13 protein-coding genes and 1 tRNA gene are annotated in these 17,950 nt (G+C 56.9%); 9 read left to right on the top strand and 5 right to left on the bottom strand.

The features are described 5' to 3' along the window. Positions 1-77: 77 nt before the first annotated feature. The 4 genes from NOR97_RS06425 to miaA form a co-directional block, all read right to left on the bottom strand. Positions 78-1,541: an ABC transporter permease gene (locus NOR97_RS06425; protein WP_257600594.1), complete on the bottom strand. Its 1,464-nt coding sequence runs from the start codon at positions 1,539-1,541 to the stop codon at positions 78-80. A gap of 13 nt (positions 1,542-1,554) precedes the next feature. Beyond that, positions 1,555-2,601, bottom strand: a complete 1,047-nt coding sequence (locus tag NOR97_RS06430; protein WP_257600595.1) for an ABC transporter permease — start codon at positions 2,599-2,601, stop codon at positions 1,555-1,557. 136 nt (positions 2,602-2,737) lie between these two features. Continuing rightward, the gene (locus tag NOR97_RS06435; protein ID WP_257600596.1) at positions 2,738-4,402 is read right to left on the bottom strand and encodes an ABC transporter substrate-binding protein; all 1,665 of its coding nucleotides are present in this window, start codon (positions 4,400-4,402) and stop codon (positions 2,738-2,740) included. A gap of 354 nt (positions 4,403-4,756) precedes the next feature. Continuing rightward, positions 4,757-5,650 carry a tRNA (adenosine(37)-N6)-dimethylallyltransferase MiaA gene (gene miaA, locus NOR97_RS06440; RefSeq protein WP_257600597.1) on the bottom strand — a complete coding sequence of 298 codons (894 nt, stop codon included), beginning with the start codon at positions 5,648-5,650 and terminating at the stop codon, positions 4,757-4,759. A 97-nt stretch (positions 5,651-5,747) separates the two neighbouring features. Here miaA and pyrH point away from each other — a divergent pair, with 97 nt between their 5' ends. From pyrH to NOR97_RS06485, 9 genes are all read left to right on the top strand, one after another. Continuing rightward, positions 5,748-6,500 (top strand): UMP kinase, encoded by a 753-nt coding sequence (gene pyrH / locus NOR97_RS06445; RefSeq protein ID WP_257600598.1) that lies wholly within the window; start codon positions 5,748-5,750, stop codon positions 6,498-6,500. A gap of 264 nt (positions 6,501-6,764) precedes the next feature. After that, positions 6,765-7,991 (top strand): aminotransferase class V-fold PLP-dependent enzyme, encoded by a 1,227-nt coding sequence (locus tag NOR97_RS06450; protein WP_257600599.1) that lies wholly within the window; start codon positions 6,765-6,767, stop codon positions 7,989-7,991. A gap of 52 nt (positions 7,992-8,043) precedes the next feature. After that, complete coding sequence (locus NOR97_RS06455) at positions 8,044-9,465, top strand: deoxyribodipyrimidine photo-lyase (protein WP_257600600.1); 1,422 nt, start codon at positions 8,044-8,046, stop codon at positions 9,463-9,465. A 69-nt stretch (positions 9,466-9,534) separates the two neighbouring features. After that, positions 9,535-10,743 (top strand): cyclopropane-fatty-acyl-phospholipid synthase family protein, encoded by a 1,209-nt coding sequence (locus NOR97_RS06460; RefSeq protein WP_257600601.1) that lies wholly within the window; start codon positions 9,535-9,537, stop codon positions 10,741-10,743. Positions 10,744-10,758: 15 nt separating this feature from the next. Continuing rightward, positions 10,759-11,199, top strand: coding sequence for a TrgA family protein (locus NOR97_RS06465; protein WP_257600602.1), 441 nt, complete (start codon positions 10,759-10,761; stop codon positions 11,197-11,199). A gap of 27 nt (positions 11,200-11,226) precedes the next feature. Next, positions 11,227-12,342 carry an NUDIX domain-containing protein gene (locus NOR97_RS06470; protein WP_257600603.1) on the top strand — a complete coding sequence of 372 codons (1,116 nt, stop codon included), beginning with the start codon at positions 11,227-11,229 and terminating at the stop codon, positions 12,340-12,342. 68 nt (positions 12,343-12,410) lie between these two features. Further along, positions 12,411-13,445: a cysteine synthase A gene (locus NOR97_RS06475; RefSeq protein ID WP_171632905.1), complete on the top strand. Its 1,035-nt coding sequence runs from the start codon at positions 12,411-12,413 to the stop codon at positions 13,443-13,445. Continuing rightward, complete coding sequence (locus NOR97_RS06480; RefSeq protein ID WP_257600604.1) at positions 13,445-15,871, top strand: DUF3772 domain-containing protein; 2,427 nt, start codon at positions 13,445-13,447, stop codon at positions 15,869-15,871. The genes NOR97_RS06475 and NOR97_RS06480 overlap by 1 nt, the downstream gene beginning before the upstream one ends. Positions 15,872-16,005: 134 nt before the next feature. Continuing rightward, positions 16,006-16,095: transfer RNA gene (locus NOR97_RS06485), tRNA-Ser, on the top strand. A 369-nt stretch (positions 16,096-16,464) separates the two neighbouring features. Here NOR97_RS06485 and NOR97_RS06490 read toward each other — a convergent pair. Then, positions 16,465-17,943 carry an aldehyde dehydrogenase gene (locus NOR97_RS06490; RefSeq protein WP_257600838.1) on the bottom strand — a complete coding sequence of 493 codons (1,479 nt, stop codon included), beginning with the start codon at positions 17,941-17,943 and terminating at the stop codon, positions 16,465-16,467. Positions 17,944-17,950: the final 7 nt, after the last annotated feature.

Genomic DNA, 17,950 nt, shown 5'->3' on the forward strand with positions numbered 1-17,950 from the left:
CAAATGCGGGGGTCCCCTTCATCTGGCCAAAAATATCCCGGGGGGTCCGGGGGGCTGGCCCCCCGGCCTCGATCACATCAGTCCTTCAGGCTTTCCTCGCGAAGACCGTCAGCCAGCAGGTTCAGACCAAGAACCAGCGACAGCAGGGCAAAGGCAGGAGGAAGGGCAGGGTGCAGGTAGATCGACAGCAGCTTGCGCCCCTCGTTGATCGTGGATCCCCAGTCCGGGCTCTCCGGCGGCAGGCCCAGTCCGAAGAAGCCCAAAGTCCCCAGAAGAATGGTGGTGTAACCGATGCGCAGACAGAAATCGACGATCAGAGGGCCACGGGCGTTGGGCAGGATTTCCCAAAGCATGATGTACCACGGCCCTTCACCCCGGGTCTGGGCCGCAGCCACGTAATCGCGGGTTTTGATATCCAGTGCCAGGCCGCGCACGATACGGAAGACCGTGGGCGAGTTGACGAAGACCACCGAGACGAACACCACCAGAATACCGCCGGGGATATCGAACAGGTCCAGATAGGTCGGCAGGCCCCAGATCCGGTAGGCGTCGGTATTGATGATGTAGCCACCGGTCGAAATCAGCGACAGATACAGCCAGATCGCAACACCCAGAACACCGATCAGCAACGGTGTACGGAAATTCGGGCGCGTGTAATAGCGTGAATTCAGCAATACGCCGATGAACAGGATCGGGAACACGAATAGCACGGCCGCCATATAGTTCGGCACCCCGGTCGCCACGATTTCCGGCGTCACCAGCAGGTAGAACAGCAGGATCACCGGGAAGGCGAGGATCAGGTTGGCGAGGAAGGACAGGAACGTATCAAAACGTCCCCCATAGTAGCCGGCGGGAAGCCCCAGCGTAATGCCGACCATGAAGGCGAACATCGTTGCCAGCGGTGCAATCTGCACCACAACCCAGGCCCCCTTGACCATCCGGCTGAATACGTCGCGCGCCAGATTGTCGCCGCCCAGAAGATACCAAGCATACTCGCCGTCCTCCAGATTCGGCAGAGGCGTTCCCGGCACTTTGTTCTTCATGCCAGAGATCTGTGTCAGCGGGTCATGGGTCACGATCAGATCAAGCGCGCCGAAGATGCCGGTGAAGACCCAGAACATCACAAGGCCAAAGCCGATCATTCCGATGGGACTGTCATACAGTTTGCCGTACAACCCCAACCGTCTTTTGAAGGCGATCGACATGGCGAACATGATGATCAGCGCGACCCATACAGGCAGGAATTGCTGGGAAATCGCGCCGATGATCCCTGCACCTGTGCCCATCAGGATGCCCAGCACCAGATAAGCCACGGCCAGTCCCAAGCTGGCAAGAAAACTATAATACAGCGCAAGCTGGATCAATCCACGGACACCGCCGCCGGAACTGACGGATCCATCCGGATTCACGATAATCTGCCGTTCAGGCAAAAAGATACTGGCGATGATCCAGACCAGGATCGACAGGAAAAGTGCCGCCAGTGCAATCATCAGAAGCGGGTTCAGGAAGGCGATAGAGCCGGTCCAGGTTAGTGGTTCCATAATCTCACCCTCCTTATGAAATGCGAATGCGCGGGTTGAGGTAAACGTAGCCGATATCCGAGATCAGTTGCGTTATCAGAACCACGAAGACCGACACGACGGAAATCGCCAGCAGAAGCTGGATGTCGTTGTTCCCTGCGGCCTGCACCAGTGTCCAACCGAACCCCTTGTAACTGAACAGGGTTTCAACAATCACCACGCCGTTCAGCAGCCACGGGAACTGCAACATGATAACCGTGAACGGCGCGATCAGCGCATTGCGCAAGGCGTGTTTCATGACGATGTTCGGGAACGAGACACCCTTCAGGCGCGCGGTTCGGATGTATTGCGCCGTCATCACTTCGGTCATCGAAGCGCGGGTCATCCGGGCGATGTAACCCATCCCGTACAGCGCAATGGTCAGAACCGGCAGGAAGAAGTTCTCGAATGTCGGGTTATCCATTGCTTGTGCCGCACTGCCCTTGAACCATTTCAGGCCAACGGTGGAAGAGGTAAAGACCGCGATGAAAATCACACCTGACACATACTCCGGCGTCGCCGTGGTGATGATCGAGAAAGTGGACAGTGAGCGGTCCAGAGCCGAGCCCTCGCGCATCCCCGCCAGAACACCGATGATTACAGCTGATGGAACCATCAAGATCAGGACCCACATCATCAGGCGACCGGTATTGCTCAAACGTTTGCCAATAACAACGCCCACATCTTCATGAGAGAAAGTTGAATATCCCCATTCGCCCTGAAGAACGCCACAGAACTTAGGTGTGTCCTCGACCGTCGATCCAGGTCTTGTACAGGTGCCCACAAACTGGCCATCGTTCAGAGTGTTCTGGAACCCGGGCATCACGCCCAGCCATTGGCCGTATTTAACGAGTGTCGGTTGCAAGTAACCGCGGTTTTCCAACCAGGCTTCGACCTGCTCATCCGACATACGCTGGTTGCCCTGCGTTTTCGCCAGCTTTTCAAGGTTCGGGTATAGGTTGGTCAGGAAAAAGACGACGAATGTCAGACACAATGCCGTAAGCAGCATCACTCCGAACCGTCGTAGGATGAATAGTCCCATGGTGGCCCCTGTTGTTCAGGTATTCCGCAGATCATTGGACCATTTTCTGGCCTCGGACGTCCGACCCCGCGTCGGCAAGTCTGCGGCTGGAAAGGGGCGCCCGTGTCAGGCGCCCCTCGGGTGTGGATAGCAGCGCCTAGGCAGCCCAGCCCCACTTGTAGTGATGGTGTTCGAAGGTCACATGCATGTCGGTTCCAACAAGACCCTCTTTCATGTGGCGATAGAGCGAGCGCCAATAGGGCTGAATGGTAACCCCGTCTTCCTGCAACAGGGCTTCGCCACGCGCCATGACCTCGCGACGCTTGTCCGCGTCGGCAATGGCCAGCGCCTCTTCCAGAATGGCGTCAAACTCGGGGCTCGCATAGCCGAACTCGTTCCAGGCTTCGCCCGAACGATAGGCAAGCGCCCAGACCTGCACGCCCAGCGGACGCGGGTTCCAGTTGGTCGAGCTGAACGGGTACTTGGCCCAGTCGTTCCAGAAGGTATTGCCGGGCAGAACGGTCCGCTTGACCTTGATCCCGGCATCGCGCAGCTGCGCGGCAACGGCATCTGTGGTGTTGCGACGCCAATCATCGTCGATCGAGATGATCTCGTGCTCGAAATCTCCGAAACCGGCTTCGTCCATCAACGCCTTGGCTGCTGCGGGATCAACCTTTTGCGGCGGAAGCTCGGCATATTCTGGATGCAGCGGCGCCACGTGATGGTTCTCCGCCGGCGCTCCGCGACCGCCGTAGCCCAGTTCCAGACAAACTGAATTGTCTACGGCCATCTGAAGGGCCTGCCGGACACGTTTGTCCGCATAAGGCTTTTGCCCGTCGATCTCGGCCAGCTGGTTGGGACGAATAACGATGGTCGCGGCGGTCACCACTTCTGACTTCACATAGCCAAGCCCGTCCATCACGTCGATGAATTCACCCACCGATTCATACAGCATGTCGACTTCGTCGGATTCCAACGCTGCCAACCAGGCAGAAGGGTCGGTTCCGTAGTCGATGTACTCGATACGGTCCAGGGCAGGGCGGCCGTACACTTCTTCGCCCCACCAGGTGTGATCCGGGTTGCGAACCAGAACGGCTTTAACGCCAACCTCAAGTTCGTCCATCAGATATGGGCCGGTTCCCACATTGTTCAGCAGGTCAGTCTCGCTGAACGAGCTGTGAACAATCGCGCCGGGATAATCGGCCATGCCAGGAATAAGAGTGATATCCGGCTTTGGCAGGTTCAGTTTGACCGTGGTTGCGTCGACGACTTCGATGACACCCTCACCGGCCTGACCGGTTTCCGCGTCAATAAGGGTTGCAAAGCGGCCCGCCATCGAGTTGGTTTCCGAGCTCTTGTCACACCAGCGCGCGATGTTGCGGGCAACGTCGTCAGCCGTGAAATCGTCGCCATTGTTCCACTTGACGCCCGGACGAACATTCAGAGTGTAAACGGTCGCGTCGTCGTTGACTTCCCAGCTTTCCAGCAGCATGCCACGGAACGATCCGTCCGAGTTGTACTCGACCAGATATTCCAGCGTGCCGCGCGTCACGTTTGCGATCTGCGACCAGTCATAAGTTCTGGGATCTTTGAGGGCGCGGACTTCCTGCTGCACACGCAGCGTGCCGCCTTCCTGCTTTGCTGTTTCGGCCAAAGCAGGTGTCGGCAATCCGATCATGCCATAGGCCGCTGCGGCAGTAACCCCAAGACTGGTTGCGCGTGTCATGAATTCCCTTCGGCTTAGCTTGCCGTCGCGGTATTCCTGAGCGTGCATCGCTGCCGCCCAGTGCACCTTGTCTTTGGTGGATTCGGTATTCGTCATGGATGTCTCCCTGTGACACTGATTTTGTTGATTGATTATGGCTCTACGCGACCCGGATTTTCACGGTCGCCAGAGCGAAGGATTTCGTTTTTTGGACTCTGGTCATCCCCATGTCGTTATTCGGCACCAGATTTCTGATAAGGTCAATGTTCGAAATCGTCATAAGTAGTACAAAAACGACATTCGCGATCTGTTGAAGTCGTTGAGACGCATTTCTTCAGGCCGTCCAAAACGATGCCGACTTCCCCATTCTTTTCCCGGTTTGTTAAGGGAAACCGCAGCAAATCATTAAGTTCTCTTAAGCTTTGAGACTTGGCGGGCGCCTTGTTCGTGCAACGTCAGACGTGCCGGGTATCACACAGAGGGATCGACGTGATTCCAGGCCTTCATACGGGCGCGGAACCAGGTGCGCTGACGCTTGGCGAATTGCCGCGTCGCAATGGTTGCGCGCTCTCGCGCCTGATCCAAAGTCATCGTGCCGTCCAGATATGCCCTGAGTTCCGGCACGCCTATGGCCTTGCAGGCCGGAAGGGTGGGATCGAACCGGTCCTGCATGGCGCGCACTTCCTCGATCGCGCCCTGTTCCAGCATCTGGTCAAAGCGGCGTTCTATCCTGTTCAGCAGCCACGTTTTATCAACGTCAAAAACGATCGGTAGGGAATCGCTCAGCCGAAGTTCCGGTGGCGGCGTTTCGGCCTGCCAGGACAACAGGCTGCGACCTGTGGCGCGCTGCACTTCCCAGGCGCGTTGCACGCGGGCACGGTTCTGCGTGTCCAGCTTTGCAAGCGTCTCGCCATCGACCCCCTCCAGAAGGTCTGCCATGGGCATCTGATCCGCCTCGGCTCGAACCGCCTGTGGAGTCGCTGGAATCTGCGCCATGCCTTCGGTCAGGGCCGAAAAATACAGGCCCGTCCCACCGACAATGATCGGGCGCTGGTGCCCTTTCAGCAGAGGCAGGACCTCGCGCAGCCAATGGCCAGTGGAATAATCCTGATCATAGGCGACATGTCCGTACAGCAGATGTGGCGCGCGGGCTTCTTCCTGGGCGGATGGCCTGGCCGAGATGACGCGCCAGCAGTCATAAACCTGGCTTGCATCCGCGTTGACGATAACCCCGCCATGCCGTTCGGCAATCTCCAGCGCCAGCGCTGATTTTCCCGATGCCGTAGGCCCCGCAATCAGGACTGGCTTGTCGTCGGGAATTGGAGGCTGTTGCCGAAAAAGCAGGTCTGTTGATCTCCGGGTCATGCGCGGTTGCCTCTATCCTCACCAACCGCATTGAACCTGCGGAGCTTTTGCTTCATTTTGCGCCGGAAATTAACCCCGTGCCAGCCCGGAGCGCAACATGAGCCTTTCCCCTTCTTCTGAAACAGCCGAGACCCCGAAAACAACGTACAAACGGGTCATGTTGAAAATCTCAGGTGAGGCGTTGATGGGGGATCAGGGATTCGGTCTGCACCCGCCAACCGTTCAACGCATCGCGCAAGAAGTGAAATCGGTTCACGATCTGGGCGTCGAGATATGCATGGTCATCGGCGGCGGCAACATTTTTCGGGGCCTGAGCGGTTCAGCCCAGGGCATGGAGCGGACCACGGCCGATTACATGGGCATGTTGGCCACGGTGATGAACGCGCTGGGGATGCAATCTGCACTGGAAGAGATCGGAGTGTTCACCCGCGTGATCTCGGCCATTCGCATGGACGAGGTGTGCGAACCCTATATCCGCCGCCGGGCTGTTCGGCACCTCGAAAAAAAGCGGGTCTGTATTTTCGCCGCCGGTACTGGCAACCCGTATTTCACGACAGACACCGCAGCCACCCTGCGCGCCAACGAAATGGCGTGCGAGGCGATCTTCATGGGCAAGAACGGAGTGGATGGGGTGTATGACAAAGACCCTGCGGAACATGCTGACGCCGTGCGATATGATACCGTGACCTATGATGACGTGCTGGCCAAACGGTTGCGTGTCATGGATGCTTCGGCCATCGCACTGGCGCGCGACAACAATCTGCCCCTGATCGTCTTCGGACTTGATGAGCCCGGCGGCTTCCGCGGAATTCTCGCGGGCGAGGGGACCTATACCAAGGTTCAGGGGTGAGGTCTGCGTAAGCGTCCGACAACTCTGCAAGCTTTCAAAGCCCCGGCATCGCGCCGGGGCTTTTGCGTTTTGCTTTCGCTTGACGGTTGTGGGCGGCCCTGTCTAAGTATCGGTGTCCTTCCAAGGCGAAGGGCTGCCCCGTGTTTCGTCGGCCAAAGGCCCAAGCACAGGCTGGGCTGGAAGACCTGCCATGATTTCTGAGGTGTCCGGAAACATGCGCGGGCATCTCATTGATCTGACTGCACAAATAAGGAGCAATGAGGCATGAGCTCTCTGGATATCGATTTCGTTCGGGCGCAATTCCCGGCCTTTTCCGAACCCAGCCTTCAGGGCCAGGCGTTTTTCGAGAACGCGGGTGGGTCTTACACCTGCAAACCGGTGATCGACCGGCTGACGCGGTTCTACACGCAGCGCAAAGTTCAGCCCTACGCCCCATATGAGGCCAGCCTCCTTGCGGGCGCCGAAATGGACGAAGCGCGTGCGCGCATGGCCGCCATTCTGGGCGTAGACACGGATGAGCTGAGTTTTGGCCCCTCAACCACCCAGAACACCTATGTCCTGGCGCAGGCGTTCCGGCAATGGATGAAGCCCGGCGAGGCAATCGTCGTGACCAATCAGGATCACGAAGCCAACTCTGGCCCATGGCGCCGTCTGGCTGAGGCCGGGATAGAGGTGAGGGAATGGCAGATTGATCCGGAAACCGGGGCGCTGAACCCTCAGGATCTTGAAAACATGCTGGACGAAAAAGTGCGTCTGGTCTGTTTCCCGCATTGCTCTAATGTGGTTGGTGAGATCAATCCGGTCACCGAGATCACTGCCATTGCGCATGCGGCGGGTGCGTTTGTCTGCGTTGATGGCGTATCCTACGCCCCGCACGGATTTCCGAATGTTGGCGATTTGGGGCCGGATATCTATTTGTTTTCAGCGTACAAGACCTATGGCCCGCATCAGGGGTGCATGGTCATCCGCCGCACATTGGGAGAGTTGTTGCCCAACCAGGCGCATTATTTCAACGGCGATGTCCTGTATAAACGATTTACCCCCGCTGGCCCCGATCACGCGCAGATTGCGGCCAGTGCAGGTATGGCGGACTATGTTGAGATGCTTTGCGCCCACCACGGCGGGCCCGACACGGGCGCGGCAGAACAGGGCGTATTTGCCCACGATCTGATGCGTTCGCACGAAGTGTCGTTGCTGCAACCGGTTCTGGATGCGGTAAAGGATCGAAACGCGGTGCGTCTGATCGGTCCTTCCGACGCCAGCCGGCGCGCACCCACCGTTGCGCTTTCGTTGAACCGTCCGGCTGAACCGGTTGCGGCGGAACTGGCGCAATATGGTGTCATGGCAGGTGGCGGAGATTTCTATGCGGTGCGCCCCTTGCGGGCGATGGGCGTTGATCCGGCGCAAGGTGTTTTGCGTGTCAGCTTCACCCATTACACCACACAGCAGGAAATTGATCAGCTTCTAGAGGCTCTTGAGCGCGTTTTGTGATCCACTACCCTTGAGGGTGCGTAGAACCTAAAAAACTCAAGGGCGGATTGTGGTGCAAGAGCAGGCTCCGATCATTATGTGGTTTCGACGGGATTTACGTCTGTCGGATCACCCCGCGTTGACCGCGGCGGTCGAAAGTGGCCGTCCGGTTATACCGCTTTTTATCCATGACGATATTGTCGACCAGATGAGGGCCGCGCCAAAGTGGCGTTTGGGCTTGGGTTTGGAGGCATTCAAAGCGTCACTGGCCAATATGGGCAGTCGACTGATCCTCCGACGCGGTGATGCGCTTGAACAGTTGCAGCAGGTCATGGCCGAGACCGGCGCAACCTCAGTCTTCTGGTCCCGCGCTTACGATCCTGCCTCGATTGAACGCGACAAGAAGATCAAGTCTGTACTTGCAAAAAAAGGCGTGACTGCAAAGTCGTTTTCCGGGCATCTGCTTTTTGAACCCTGGACTGTTGCTACCAAATCGGGTCATCCGTTTCGGGTTTTCACACCCATGTGGCGTGCGGTTCAGGGTCGGGAAGTACAACTTCCTGACGCGCCAGTTACTGCGCTTAAGGCACCTGTGTCGTGGCCTGCTTCTGACGGCTTGAGCGATTGTCGGTTGGGGGGTGCAATGAACAGGGGAGCGAGGGTCGTGCGCCCTCATGTGCAACCTGGCGAGCGGGCCGCTCTGGATCATCTGGAAGAGTTTCTCGACCGGATCGTTCAATACTCCGATCTTCGGGACAGGCTTGATCAGGATGGGACCTCCAACCTGTCAGAGTACCTCTCTTTGGGTGAGATCGGGCCACGCACCGTCTGGCACGTGATCCAGCGGGCCGCGTTGACCGGAACACGGGGAACCGACGCCTTTTTGCGCCAACTTGTCTGGCGTGAGTTCGCTTATCATCTCATGTTCCACACGCCCCAACTGGTGACATCCAACTGGAAGCCAGAATGGGACAGTTTTCCGTGGAATACCGATCCGGACCATCCCGAAGTCACTGCCTGGCGGCAGGCCAGAACCGGAATCCCCGTTGTCGATGCCGGGCTGCGGCAAATGTATGTGACGGGTCGGATGCACAACCGGGCGCGGATGATCGTCGCAAGCTATCTGACCAAGCATCTGATGACTCATTGGAAAATAGGGATGGAGTGGTTCGAGGATTGCCTGATCGACTGGGATCCGGCCTGCAACGCGATGGGCTGGCAGTGGGTCGCTGGCTCGGGGCCCGATGCATCCCCGTTTTTCCGGATTTTCAATCCACAGACACAAGCAGAGAAATTCGATCCAGACGGGGTGTTTGTGCGCCACTGGATCGCTGAAGGCCAAACCGAACCCGGCAAAACCGCCCTGTCTTATTTTGATGCCGTCCCGCGATCATGGGGTCTGCGCCCGGATGCGGATTACCCCAAGCCGATCGTCGGATTGTCCGAAGGTCGGACCCGCGCCTTACGCGCATATGAAAGCCGAAAACCCCACTAAGGAACTGAAAACTTGCCAGAAACAATTTCGCCGCCTAGCTTTGTACACGTACCGCAGAGGGGAGAGCGGATGATCCTGACGACGACCGAAGGGCAGAAAAAACTGCCCAGATATTTCGCCCAAGTCTTCAAAATGTTGAACCGGATGGATTCCGGGCGACTGGATATCAAACTGCCCGATGGTCGCACGTTTCGCGCAGAAGCCGCAAAACCCGGACCGGTTGCGCAGGTCGATATTCACGACGACGATGTCTTTGCGCGCCTGATCCGCGAAGGCGAACTGGGTTTTTCCGATGCGTATCTGGACGGGCATTGGAGTACGCCTGATCTGCGGTCTTTCATGGATCTTGTGCATCTTGGAACCGAGACTGTTTATGACGGGTTTACGGGCCAGTTTCTTGTTCAGGCCTATGAAAGGCTGCGGTTCTGGCTGCACCGAAACAACAGGGCGCAAGCCAAGAAGAACATCTCGTATCACTATGATCTGGGTAATGATTTTTACAGCTCGTGGCTGGACGAGACGATGACCTATTCCAGTGCGATATTTGAAACCGGGCAGGAAAGCCTCGAGAATGCGCAGACAGCCAAATACGCCAGTCTTGTGGATGAGATGGGTGCAAAACCGGGGGATCATGTTCTGGAGATCGGATGTGGCTGGGGCGGTTTCGCGGAATATGCCGCAAAGGAACGGGGTTTGCGTGTCACCGGCCTGACCATCAGTCAGGAGCAATTCAAGTACGCCAAGGAACGTATTGAAAAGGCCGGATTATCGGATCGAGTCGAGTTCAAGCTGCAAGACTATCGGGATGAACGCGGGGTCTATGACGGCATAGCGTCCATCGAGATGTTTGAGGCGGTGGGTCAAAAATACTGGCCGGTCTATTTCGAAACCGTTCGTGAACGGTTGAAGCCTGGCGCTCAGGCGACCTTGCAAATCATAACGGTGGGTGATCACCGCTGGGATTTTTACAAGAACGGCGTTGATTTCATTCAGAAATACATCTTTCCGGGTGGGATGCTTCCGTCACCGACTATCTTGCGTCAGCAGATAGATCAGGCCGGATTGCAGGTTGTACGCTCGAAAGAATTCGGGAAAAGCTATGACCTGACCCTGCGACGCTGGTATGAAACGTTCAACGACAAATGGGATCAGATCTCGGACATGGGGTTTGATGAGCGTTTCCGCCGCATGTGGAATTATTATTTGACTGCATGCGGTGCGGCCTTTGACACGGGCAATTGCGATGTGACACAGATCACAATAGCAAAACCAAGTTAACCCACGGACCGTCACATGCCCACTGCCTCGCGTCTCGTAGCCGCTGTTTGTCTCATCGTGCTGGCCTTTCTTGTTTCAAGCATGGTTATCGAAAACGGCGAAGAGGGTAAGGACTATGGTTACTTCACCTATGTGAACATGGCTCTTGGTGCGATCTGTGGTTGGAAAATCATGGGCAAGCGCGCCGGGCGCGGCTGGACCGCGGGCATAAACAATGGCCTGACCGGCGTTGCCTCGCTGATATTCTGGGCACTGTTCGTGCAGGGGTGCTACCGCATGTTCGACCTTGCGATGCGCAATCGTTATGGTGGCCCGTTCGAAGCTGTGATGGCCATCTTTTCGATTGGAATCGATTATGGCAAGCAGCTGATCTATCCCGAAATTCTGGTTACGCTTGCTATTGGCGCCGTTGTCGCCGGTCTGGCCACGGAACAGGCCAGCCGCAAATGGCGCTGAACCGTTTCGTCACAAGAGAGATTGAATTTGTCTGATTTGTTCTTCTATGGAACGCTGCGGTACCTGCCGCTGTTGCAGCGTGTCTTGGGCCGCCCGCTGAGCGAAATCACGTTTCATTCTGCCAAGCTGCGCGACCACGCGGTTCACGCGGTTCAGGGGCAGGATTTCCCTATGATCCTGTCTGCTGAAGGTGCCGTAGCCGAAGGGTTGCTGGTGCAGGGCTTGTCATCCGATGATCTGGCCAGGCTGGCCTATTACGAAGGATCCTTCGACTATGACCTGAAATCGTTGAAGGTCATTCTGGAGGATGGGGGCGAAGTACAGGCGCAGGTCTTTTTCCCGACACCGGGCGCATGGCAACCCGGTGAGTTGTGGTCGTTGCAGGGCTGGGCGGACAAATTGGGCGAGGTTACGGCGCTCGCCGCCGAAGAAGAAATGGCCTATTTCGGTAAAGTCGATCCCAAAACCATGGCGCGCAGCGTGCGTGCCATTCAAACCCGTGCCTGGGCTAAGATCATGGCCGGGCAACGGCGAACCGGCGACCCGCGGAACATAGCCGAAGACGTGATCGTGCACCGTCACGAACGCGTTTACGTCGACTATTTCGGGATGGAGGAAATCGATCTTCAGTTCCGACAGCATGACGGCAGCATGGGCCCCGTGCTGCACCGGGGCGGTTTGATGCAGGGCAGCGCCGTGTCGGTTCTGCCCTATGACCCGATCCGTGACACCGTGCTTTTGGTCGAGCAGTTCAGACCGCCGGTGTTTTTGATCAACGATCCAGAGCCCTGGCTTTGGGAGGCAGTTGCCGGGATGATCGACCCCGGCGAAACGCCTGAACAGACGGCGCATCGCGAGGCCATGGAGGAAGCAGGAGTTAGATTTGACAGGCTGGAATATGCGGGCGGCGCGTATTCCTCCAGCGGGTCGTCTACGGGTTTCATGTATCTTTATGTTGGACTGGGCAACTTGACTCAGACAACAATCACCGGTGGCTTGGACACTGAGGGTGAAGATATCCGCAGCCGGATTCTGCCATTCGACGAATTTATCGATATGACGGACCGCCATCTTTTCAAGGATTTGCAATTGGTGTCCCTGGCGTACTGGCTGGCCCGCCATCGGGATCGTTTACGCGCGTGACTATCTCGCTTGTGGTCGCGGCGGTGCGGCTGTAAATCTTCGAAGATACCAAATGACAAGGGGCGACCATGCGCATTGCACGAGATCTTGCTGACGCAGTAGGAAAAACACCGTTGATCCGGCTGCGCCGCATCAGCGAAGAGACTGGATGCGAGATTCTTGGCAAAGCCGAGTTCATGAACCCGGGTCAGTCGGTAAAGGATCGTGCTGCTCTTTTTATCATCAAAGATGCCATCGCGCGCGGGGATCTGAAACCGGGCGGTACCATCGTGGAAGGCACTGCCGGCAATACTGGTATTGGTCTGGCTCTGGTCGGTGCGTCGATGGGATTCAAAACGGTTATCGTTATCCCCGAGACCCAGTCGGAAGAAAAGAAGGATATGCTGCGTCTGGCTGGCGCTCAGTTGGTTCAGGTGCCAGCAGCCCCGTATCGCAACCCCAACAATTTCGTGCATTATTCCCGCCGTCTGGCCGAGGAACTGGCGCAGACAGAACCCAATGGCGCCATCTGGGCCAACCAGTTCGACAATGTGGCGAATCGTCAGGCACATGTGGAAACCACGGGGCCCGAGATCTGGGAACAGACCGGCGGCAAGGTTGACGGGTTCGTCAGCGCGGTCGGGTCGGGTGGGACATTGGCAGGCGTGGCCCAGGTTTTGCAGCCCAAGGGCGTCAAAATCGGTCTTGCCGATCCCATGGGGGCTGGCCTGTATTCGTATTACACGACGGGTGAGATCGCGATGGAAGGTGGCTCGATCGCCGAAGGTATCGGGCAGGTGCGTATCACCAAGAACCTCGAAGGGTTTACACCGGATTTTTCTTATCAGATCACCGATAACGAAGCGCTGCCCTACATCTTTGATCTTCTGCGTGAGGAGGGCCTGGTCATGGGCGGCTCGACCGCGATCAACATGGCAGGGGCGGTGCGCCTGGCCAAGGAAATGGGGCCCGGCCATACCATTGTGACCATCCTGTGCGATTATGGCACACGCTATCAATCAAAGCTGTTCAACCCCGAGTTCCTGCGAGAAAAAGAGCTTCCGGTTCCGGATTGGATGACCGAGGCACCGCGCAGCATTCCCGGCGTTTTCGAGGACGTGTGATGCTTGGACAGGTCCGCCTGTTTCTGACCCTGCTATTCCTGTGCTTTGTCGGGTTTTCGAATAGCGCTGTTGCACAGCTGACGGATCGTCAAAGTGAGTATTACCAAGGCTGGGTCAAAACCGCGAGCCGGGCCGAAGCCGTCATCGAGGCGAACCGGGCGTCTGACGCTGCGCTGGAGAATTTACGTTCTGAAATAAATGGTTACAGGGACGACTTCAATCGAGCTCGTGGTGCGAATACCGACCGTATAACGACGCTGGAAAGCCAGATAAAAGCGTTGGGGCCCAAACCTGAAGGGGACACGACTGAACCTGAAGACATAGCAAATCTTCGCGTGCATCTTGAGGAACAGCTCAACAGCCTGCGTGTTCCGCGCATCATATCCGAAGAGGCGTATAGCCGTGCGAACGGGCTGATCAGCGAAATTGATCAGATCCTTCGCGCGCGCCAGAAAAAAGAGTTCTTTGAACAGGGCCCTTCGCCGATCAACCCGGCGTATTGGGGTCCGGCATGGGTGGATGTCAAAGAGGCCGTTCAAGGCCTGGTAAACGAAACGATCACGAATTTGCGTTCAGATGTCGTGCGCGAGCAAATTCGCGCTCGTGGGCTCGCAATCTTCATACTTCTGGTCATTTCAGCCGTGCTGCTGATCTTTGGCAAACGGTGGTCTGAACTTGGAGGCGACTATCTGAGGTTACTCGGCGGGGCCGGGACGGGGGTTTGGTCGTTCGTAATCTCACTTCTGAGAATTCTGTTGCCATGGATCGGTGTGGTGGCCGTGGTCACGGCGATCAGTCTCACAGGCGTTCCGGGTCTGCGGGGCAGCCTTTTGCTTCAGAATGTTCCGTATTGGGCGGCGATCGTGTTTTTCTATGACTGGATTGGTCGCCAGGTATACGTGATCGGCGCGTCGCAAGGGTTCCAACGTCTGTCCGCTGCGCGCATCACTGAACTGCGCGTGTATATCGATCTGCTCGCCCTGATGCTGGTTCTGCACGAATTGGCGTTGCTGTTCGAACGGATCGAGAACATCTCCGACGCGACCCGTGCCGTGGTCAGTTTCCCGATCATTGTCGCGACGGCTTTGTTGTTGTTGCGAGTACGTCAGATTCGAACAACCGACGGGCCTCCGGATCAAGCTGCCTCAACCCGTTCCGCGGGTTTCAGCCAACTGGTCGAGTTCCTGCGCCGGGCTTTGTTCCTGTTGGGGATCATGTCTCCCTTGCTGGCTATTTTCGGATACACCAATGCGGCCGAAGCAATCGTGTTTCCTGCCGTCAAGACATTGGTGCTGATAGGGGCCTTGGTCATCCTGCAACGGTTCATCAGTCAGATTTACGGCTGGGTCACCGGGCAGGGCGAAGCCGCGGGGGATTCGCTTTTTTCCGTACTGGTTGGGTTTGCATTGGCCATCTTGGCGCTTCCCATTCTGGCGATCTATTGGGGTGCGCGGGAAACCGATCTGCTGGAAGCATGGTCGCGCCTGCTGCTTGGTTTTGATATCGGTGGCGTCACAATTTCGCCCAGCAACTTTCTGACCTTTGTTGCCGTGTTTGCAATCGGTTATACGCTGACGCGTCTGTTGCAAAGCGGGCTGCGCAATTCGCTTCTGCCGAAAACCAACATAGATCCGGGTGGCCAAAACGCGATTGTCGCGGGTTCGGGATACGTTGGCATATTCCTTGCCGCGTTGGTGGCAATCATGGTGGCTGGTTTTGATCTGTCATCGCTGGCGATCGTCGCTGGCGCGCTGTCTGTTGGCATCGGCTTTGGTTTGCAGACAATCGTGTCGAACTTCGTTTCTGGCATCATCCTTTTGGTCGAGCGTCCGATTTCCAAGGGGGATTGGATCGATGTGAATGGCATGATGGGATATGTTAAGGACATTTCAGTTCGTTCGACCCGGGTCGAGACGTTCGACAGGACGGATGTTATCGTTCCGAACTCTGACCTGATCAGCGGTGTCGTAACGAACTATACCCGCGGCAATACGATCGGGCGGGTGATCGTTCCGGTGGGTGTTGCATACGGAACTGATACGCGTCTGGTAGAAACCATTCTGGGCGAAATTGCCAACAACCATCCGATGGTTTTGGCCAACCCGGCGCCAAGCGTTGTGTTCCAGGGGTTCGGAGCAGACTCTTTGGACTTTGAAATACGGGCGATCCTGCGGGACGTGAACTGGGTTCTGTCGGTGAAATCCGACATGAACCATGAAATCAACCGCAGATTCTCGGAGGCGGGGATCGAGATCCCGTTCGCACAACGTGATGTCTGGTTGCGAAATCCCGAAACCCTGCGGGCCTCTGACCCAAGCAAGCAGGACGCTTCCATATCTGAGCAGGATGAGCCACGCAAAGTCGCAGAAGCTCCGGCGGATTTGACCGAGGCGGATATGGACTCGGATTCGGGTGATGAGGTTTGAGCGACCAGATCCCAGCATGCGTCGGCCTCTTGTCATCCCTCTGTGGGTGTACAGAATTATTTAAGCCATTCCCCTGAATTCGCAGAATTGGGGCCTTGCAAATCCGATTGCATTCGTCCAAATATCGCCGGCACGGAGAGGTGGCCGAGTGGTCGAAGGCGCACGCCTGGAAAGTGTGTAGGCGGGAAACCGTCTCCAGGGTTCGAATCCCTGTCTCTCCGCCATTCCAAAGTGAATCAGGGAACTGCTGAGCGCTCGACTTGTCGAGCAACCACTGCCGTTTCTATCCTAGCTCACCGCCCCGTTATGCGTACCAGGTCATCGCCGACTTCGATGGCGTCCATGAAGCGCCGGAGATAGCCCCGTTTGTATCTTTGGACTGTCTCTCCTGCATTGGCGGGAATGCGTATGCCGTATTTGGAACCCATCATAAGATGGTCTGTTCGAATGGGTTTAAGATCGCCGTACGGGTGCTTCGAAACCCGCTCCGAAACCACAAGGCCTTGCATCATAACGAGCTGGGCTCAGAGAGCTTGGTGCGATGGACAAGCGCAAGACCTGCGCTTTCAAAAGGACACTGAAACAAACTCTTGTCAGCGTATGACGAACGGGTTCGACATTGGCTGCTCTGACGTATTCAGCCAGACGGTTTTGGTCCTTGTGTAATCGTGAATGGCCTCGATTCCCGCTTCCCTGCCATAGCCGGATTGATTGTATCCACCAAACGGAGCAATCGGGGACACTGCGCGGTATGTGTTGATCCAACAAATTCCCGATTTCAGGCGGGATGAAACCCGATGGGCGCGGGCGACATTTTCAGTGAAAACGCCGGATCCAAGCCCGAACTGCGAGTCGTTGGCCAATGTGATCGCTTCCTCTTCCGTATCGAATGGCAGCAGAGACATCACGGGGCCGAACATTTCGACCTTCAGCGTCTCTGTCTCTGCGCTCGTGCATTCCACCAGCGTAGGGGCCATGAAGTTGCCCGGCCGGTCCATAGGTTTTCCCCCGAAGCGGATGCGTGCGCCTTGTTCTGTGGCTTTCGCCAAAGTCGCCTGAATTCTTTCCACCTGATCAGTGGTGCAGAGCGGGCCAATATGGGTGGCCGTTTCCAATGGATCTCCGATTGCGATGCCCTTCATCTTCTCTTCGATCTTGTCAACAAGCGCTTCCAGTACTGGGCGATGTATCAATCCGCGCGAGCCGGCCACGCAGCTTTGACCCGAGGCGCCGAAGTTTCCCGCAATCAAACCATTGGCGGCGCCATCCAGATTGGCATCATCAAAAACGATGATCGGGGATTTCCCGCCCAGTTCCAATGTGGTCACCGCAAAGTTCTCAGCCGAATTGCGCACGACATGGCGCGCTGTTTCCGGGCCGCCGGTGAATGCGATCCGGTCCACGTCCGGGTGCCGGGTAAGCGGGATGGCGCAGTTTTCGGCATCCCCCGTAATGACAGAGACAACACCGGGCGGAAAGCCAGCTTCATCGATCAGCCGTGCGAATTCCAGCATCGGAGCGGGCGCAATTTCAGAGGCCTTCAACACGACCGAACATCCTGCCGCCATCGCGGGGCCAAGCTTGGTTGCGGTCAGGAACATCTGTGCGTTCCAGGGGACGATAGCGACCACCACGCCAATCGGTTCGCGCTTGGTAAAGACGTGCATGTCCGGTTTGTCGATCGGAAGAACCGCTCCTTCGATCTTGTCCGCGAGCCCTGCATAATATCGATAATAGTCACCGACATAGGCTGTCTGGCTTGCGGTTTCGGCAAGCAGCTTGCCGCTGTCTGTGGTCTCAAGCTGGCCCAGATGACTGGCGTTTTCCTCGATCAGTTCCGCAAGTTTGAACAACAGTTTGCCGCGTGCGGTTTGCGTCATGTCGCGCCACGCGGGATCATCAAGTGACCGACGCGCCGCGGACACGGCGCGGTTCACGTCTTCGGGTGCGGCACAGGCGAAACTGGACCAGTCTTGGCCCGTCGCCGGGTTTTGCGAATGCATCACTTGCCCGCGTGCCCCTTCGGTCCACGCACCGTCGATGTAAAGCTGGAAATGTGGTTTCTGATGCATCATCGAT

This window comes from Ruegeria sp. YS9, assembly GCF_024628725.1.
In the GTDB taxonomy this organism is placed as follows: Bacteria; Pseudomonadota; Alphaproteobacteria; order Rhodobacterales; family Rhodobacteraceae; genus Ruegeria; species Ruegeria atlantica_C.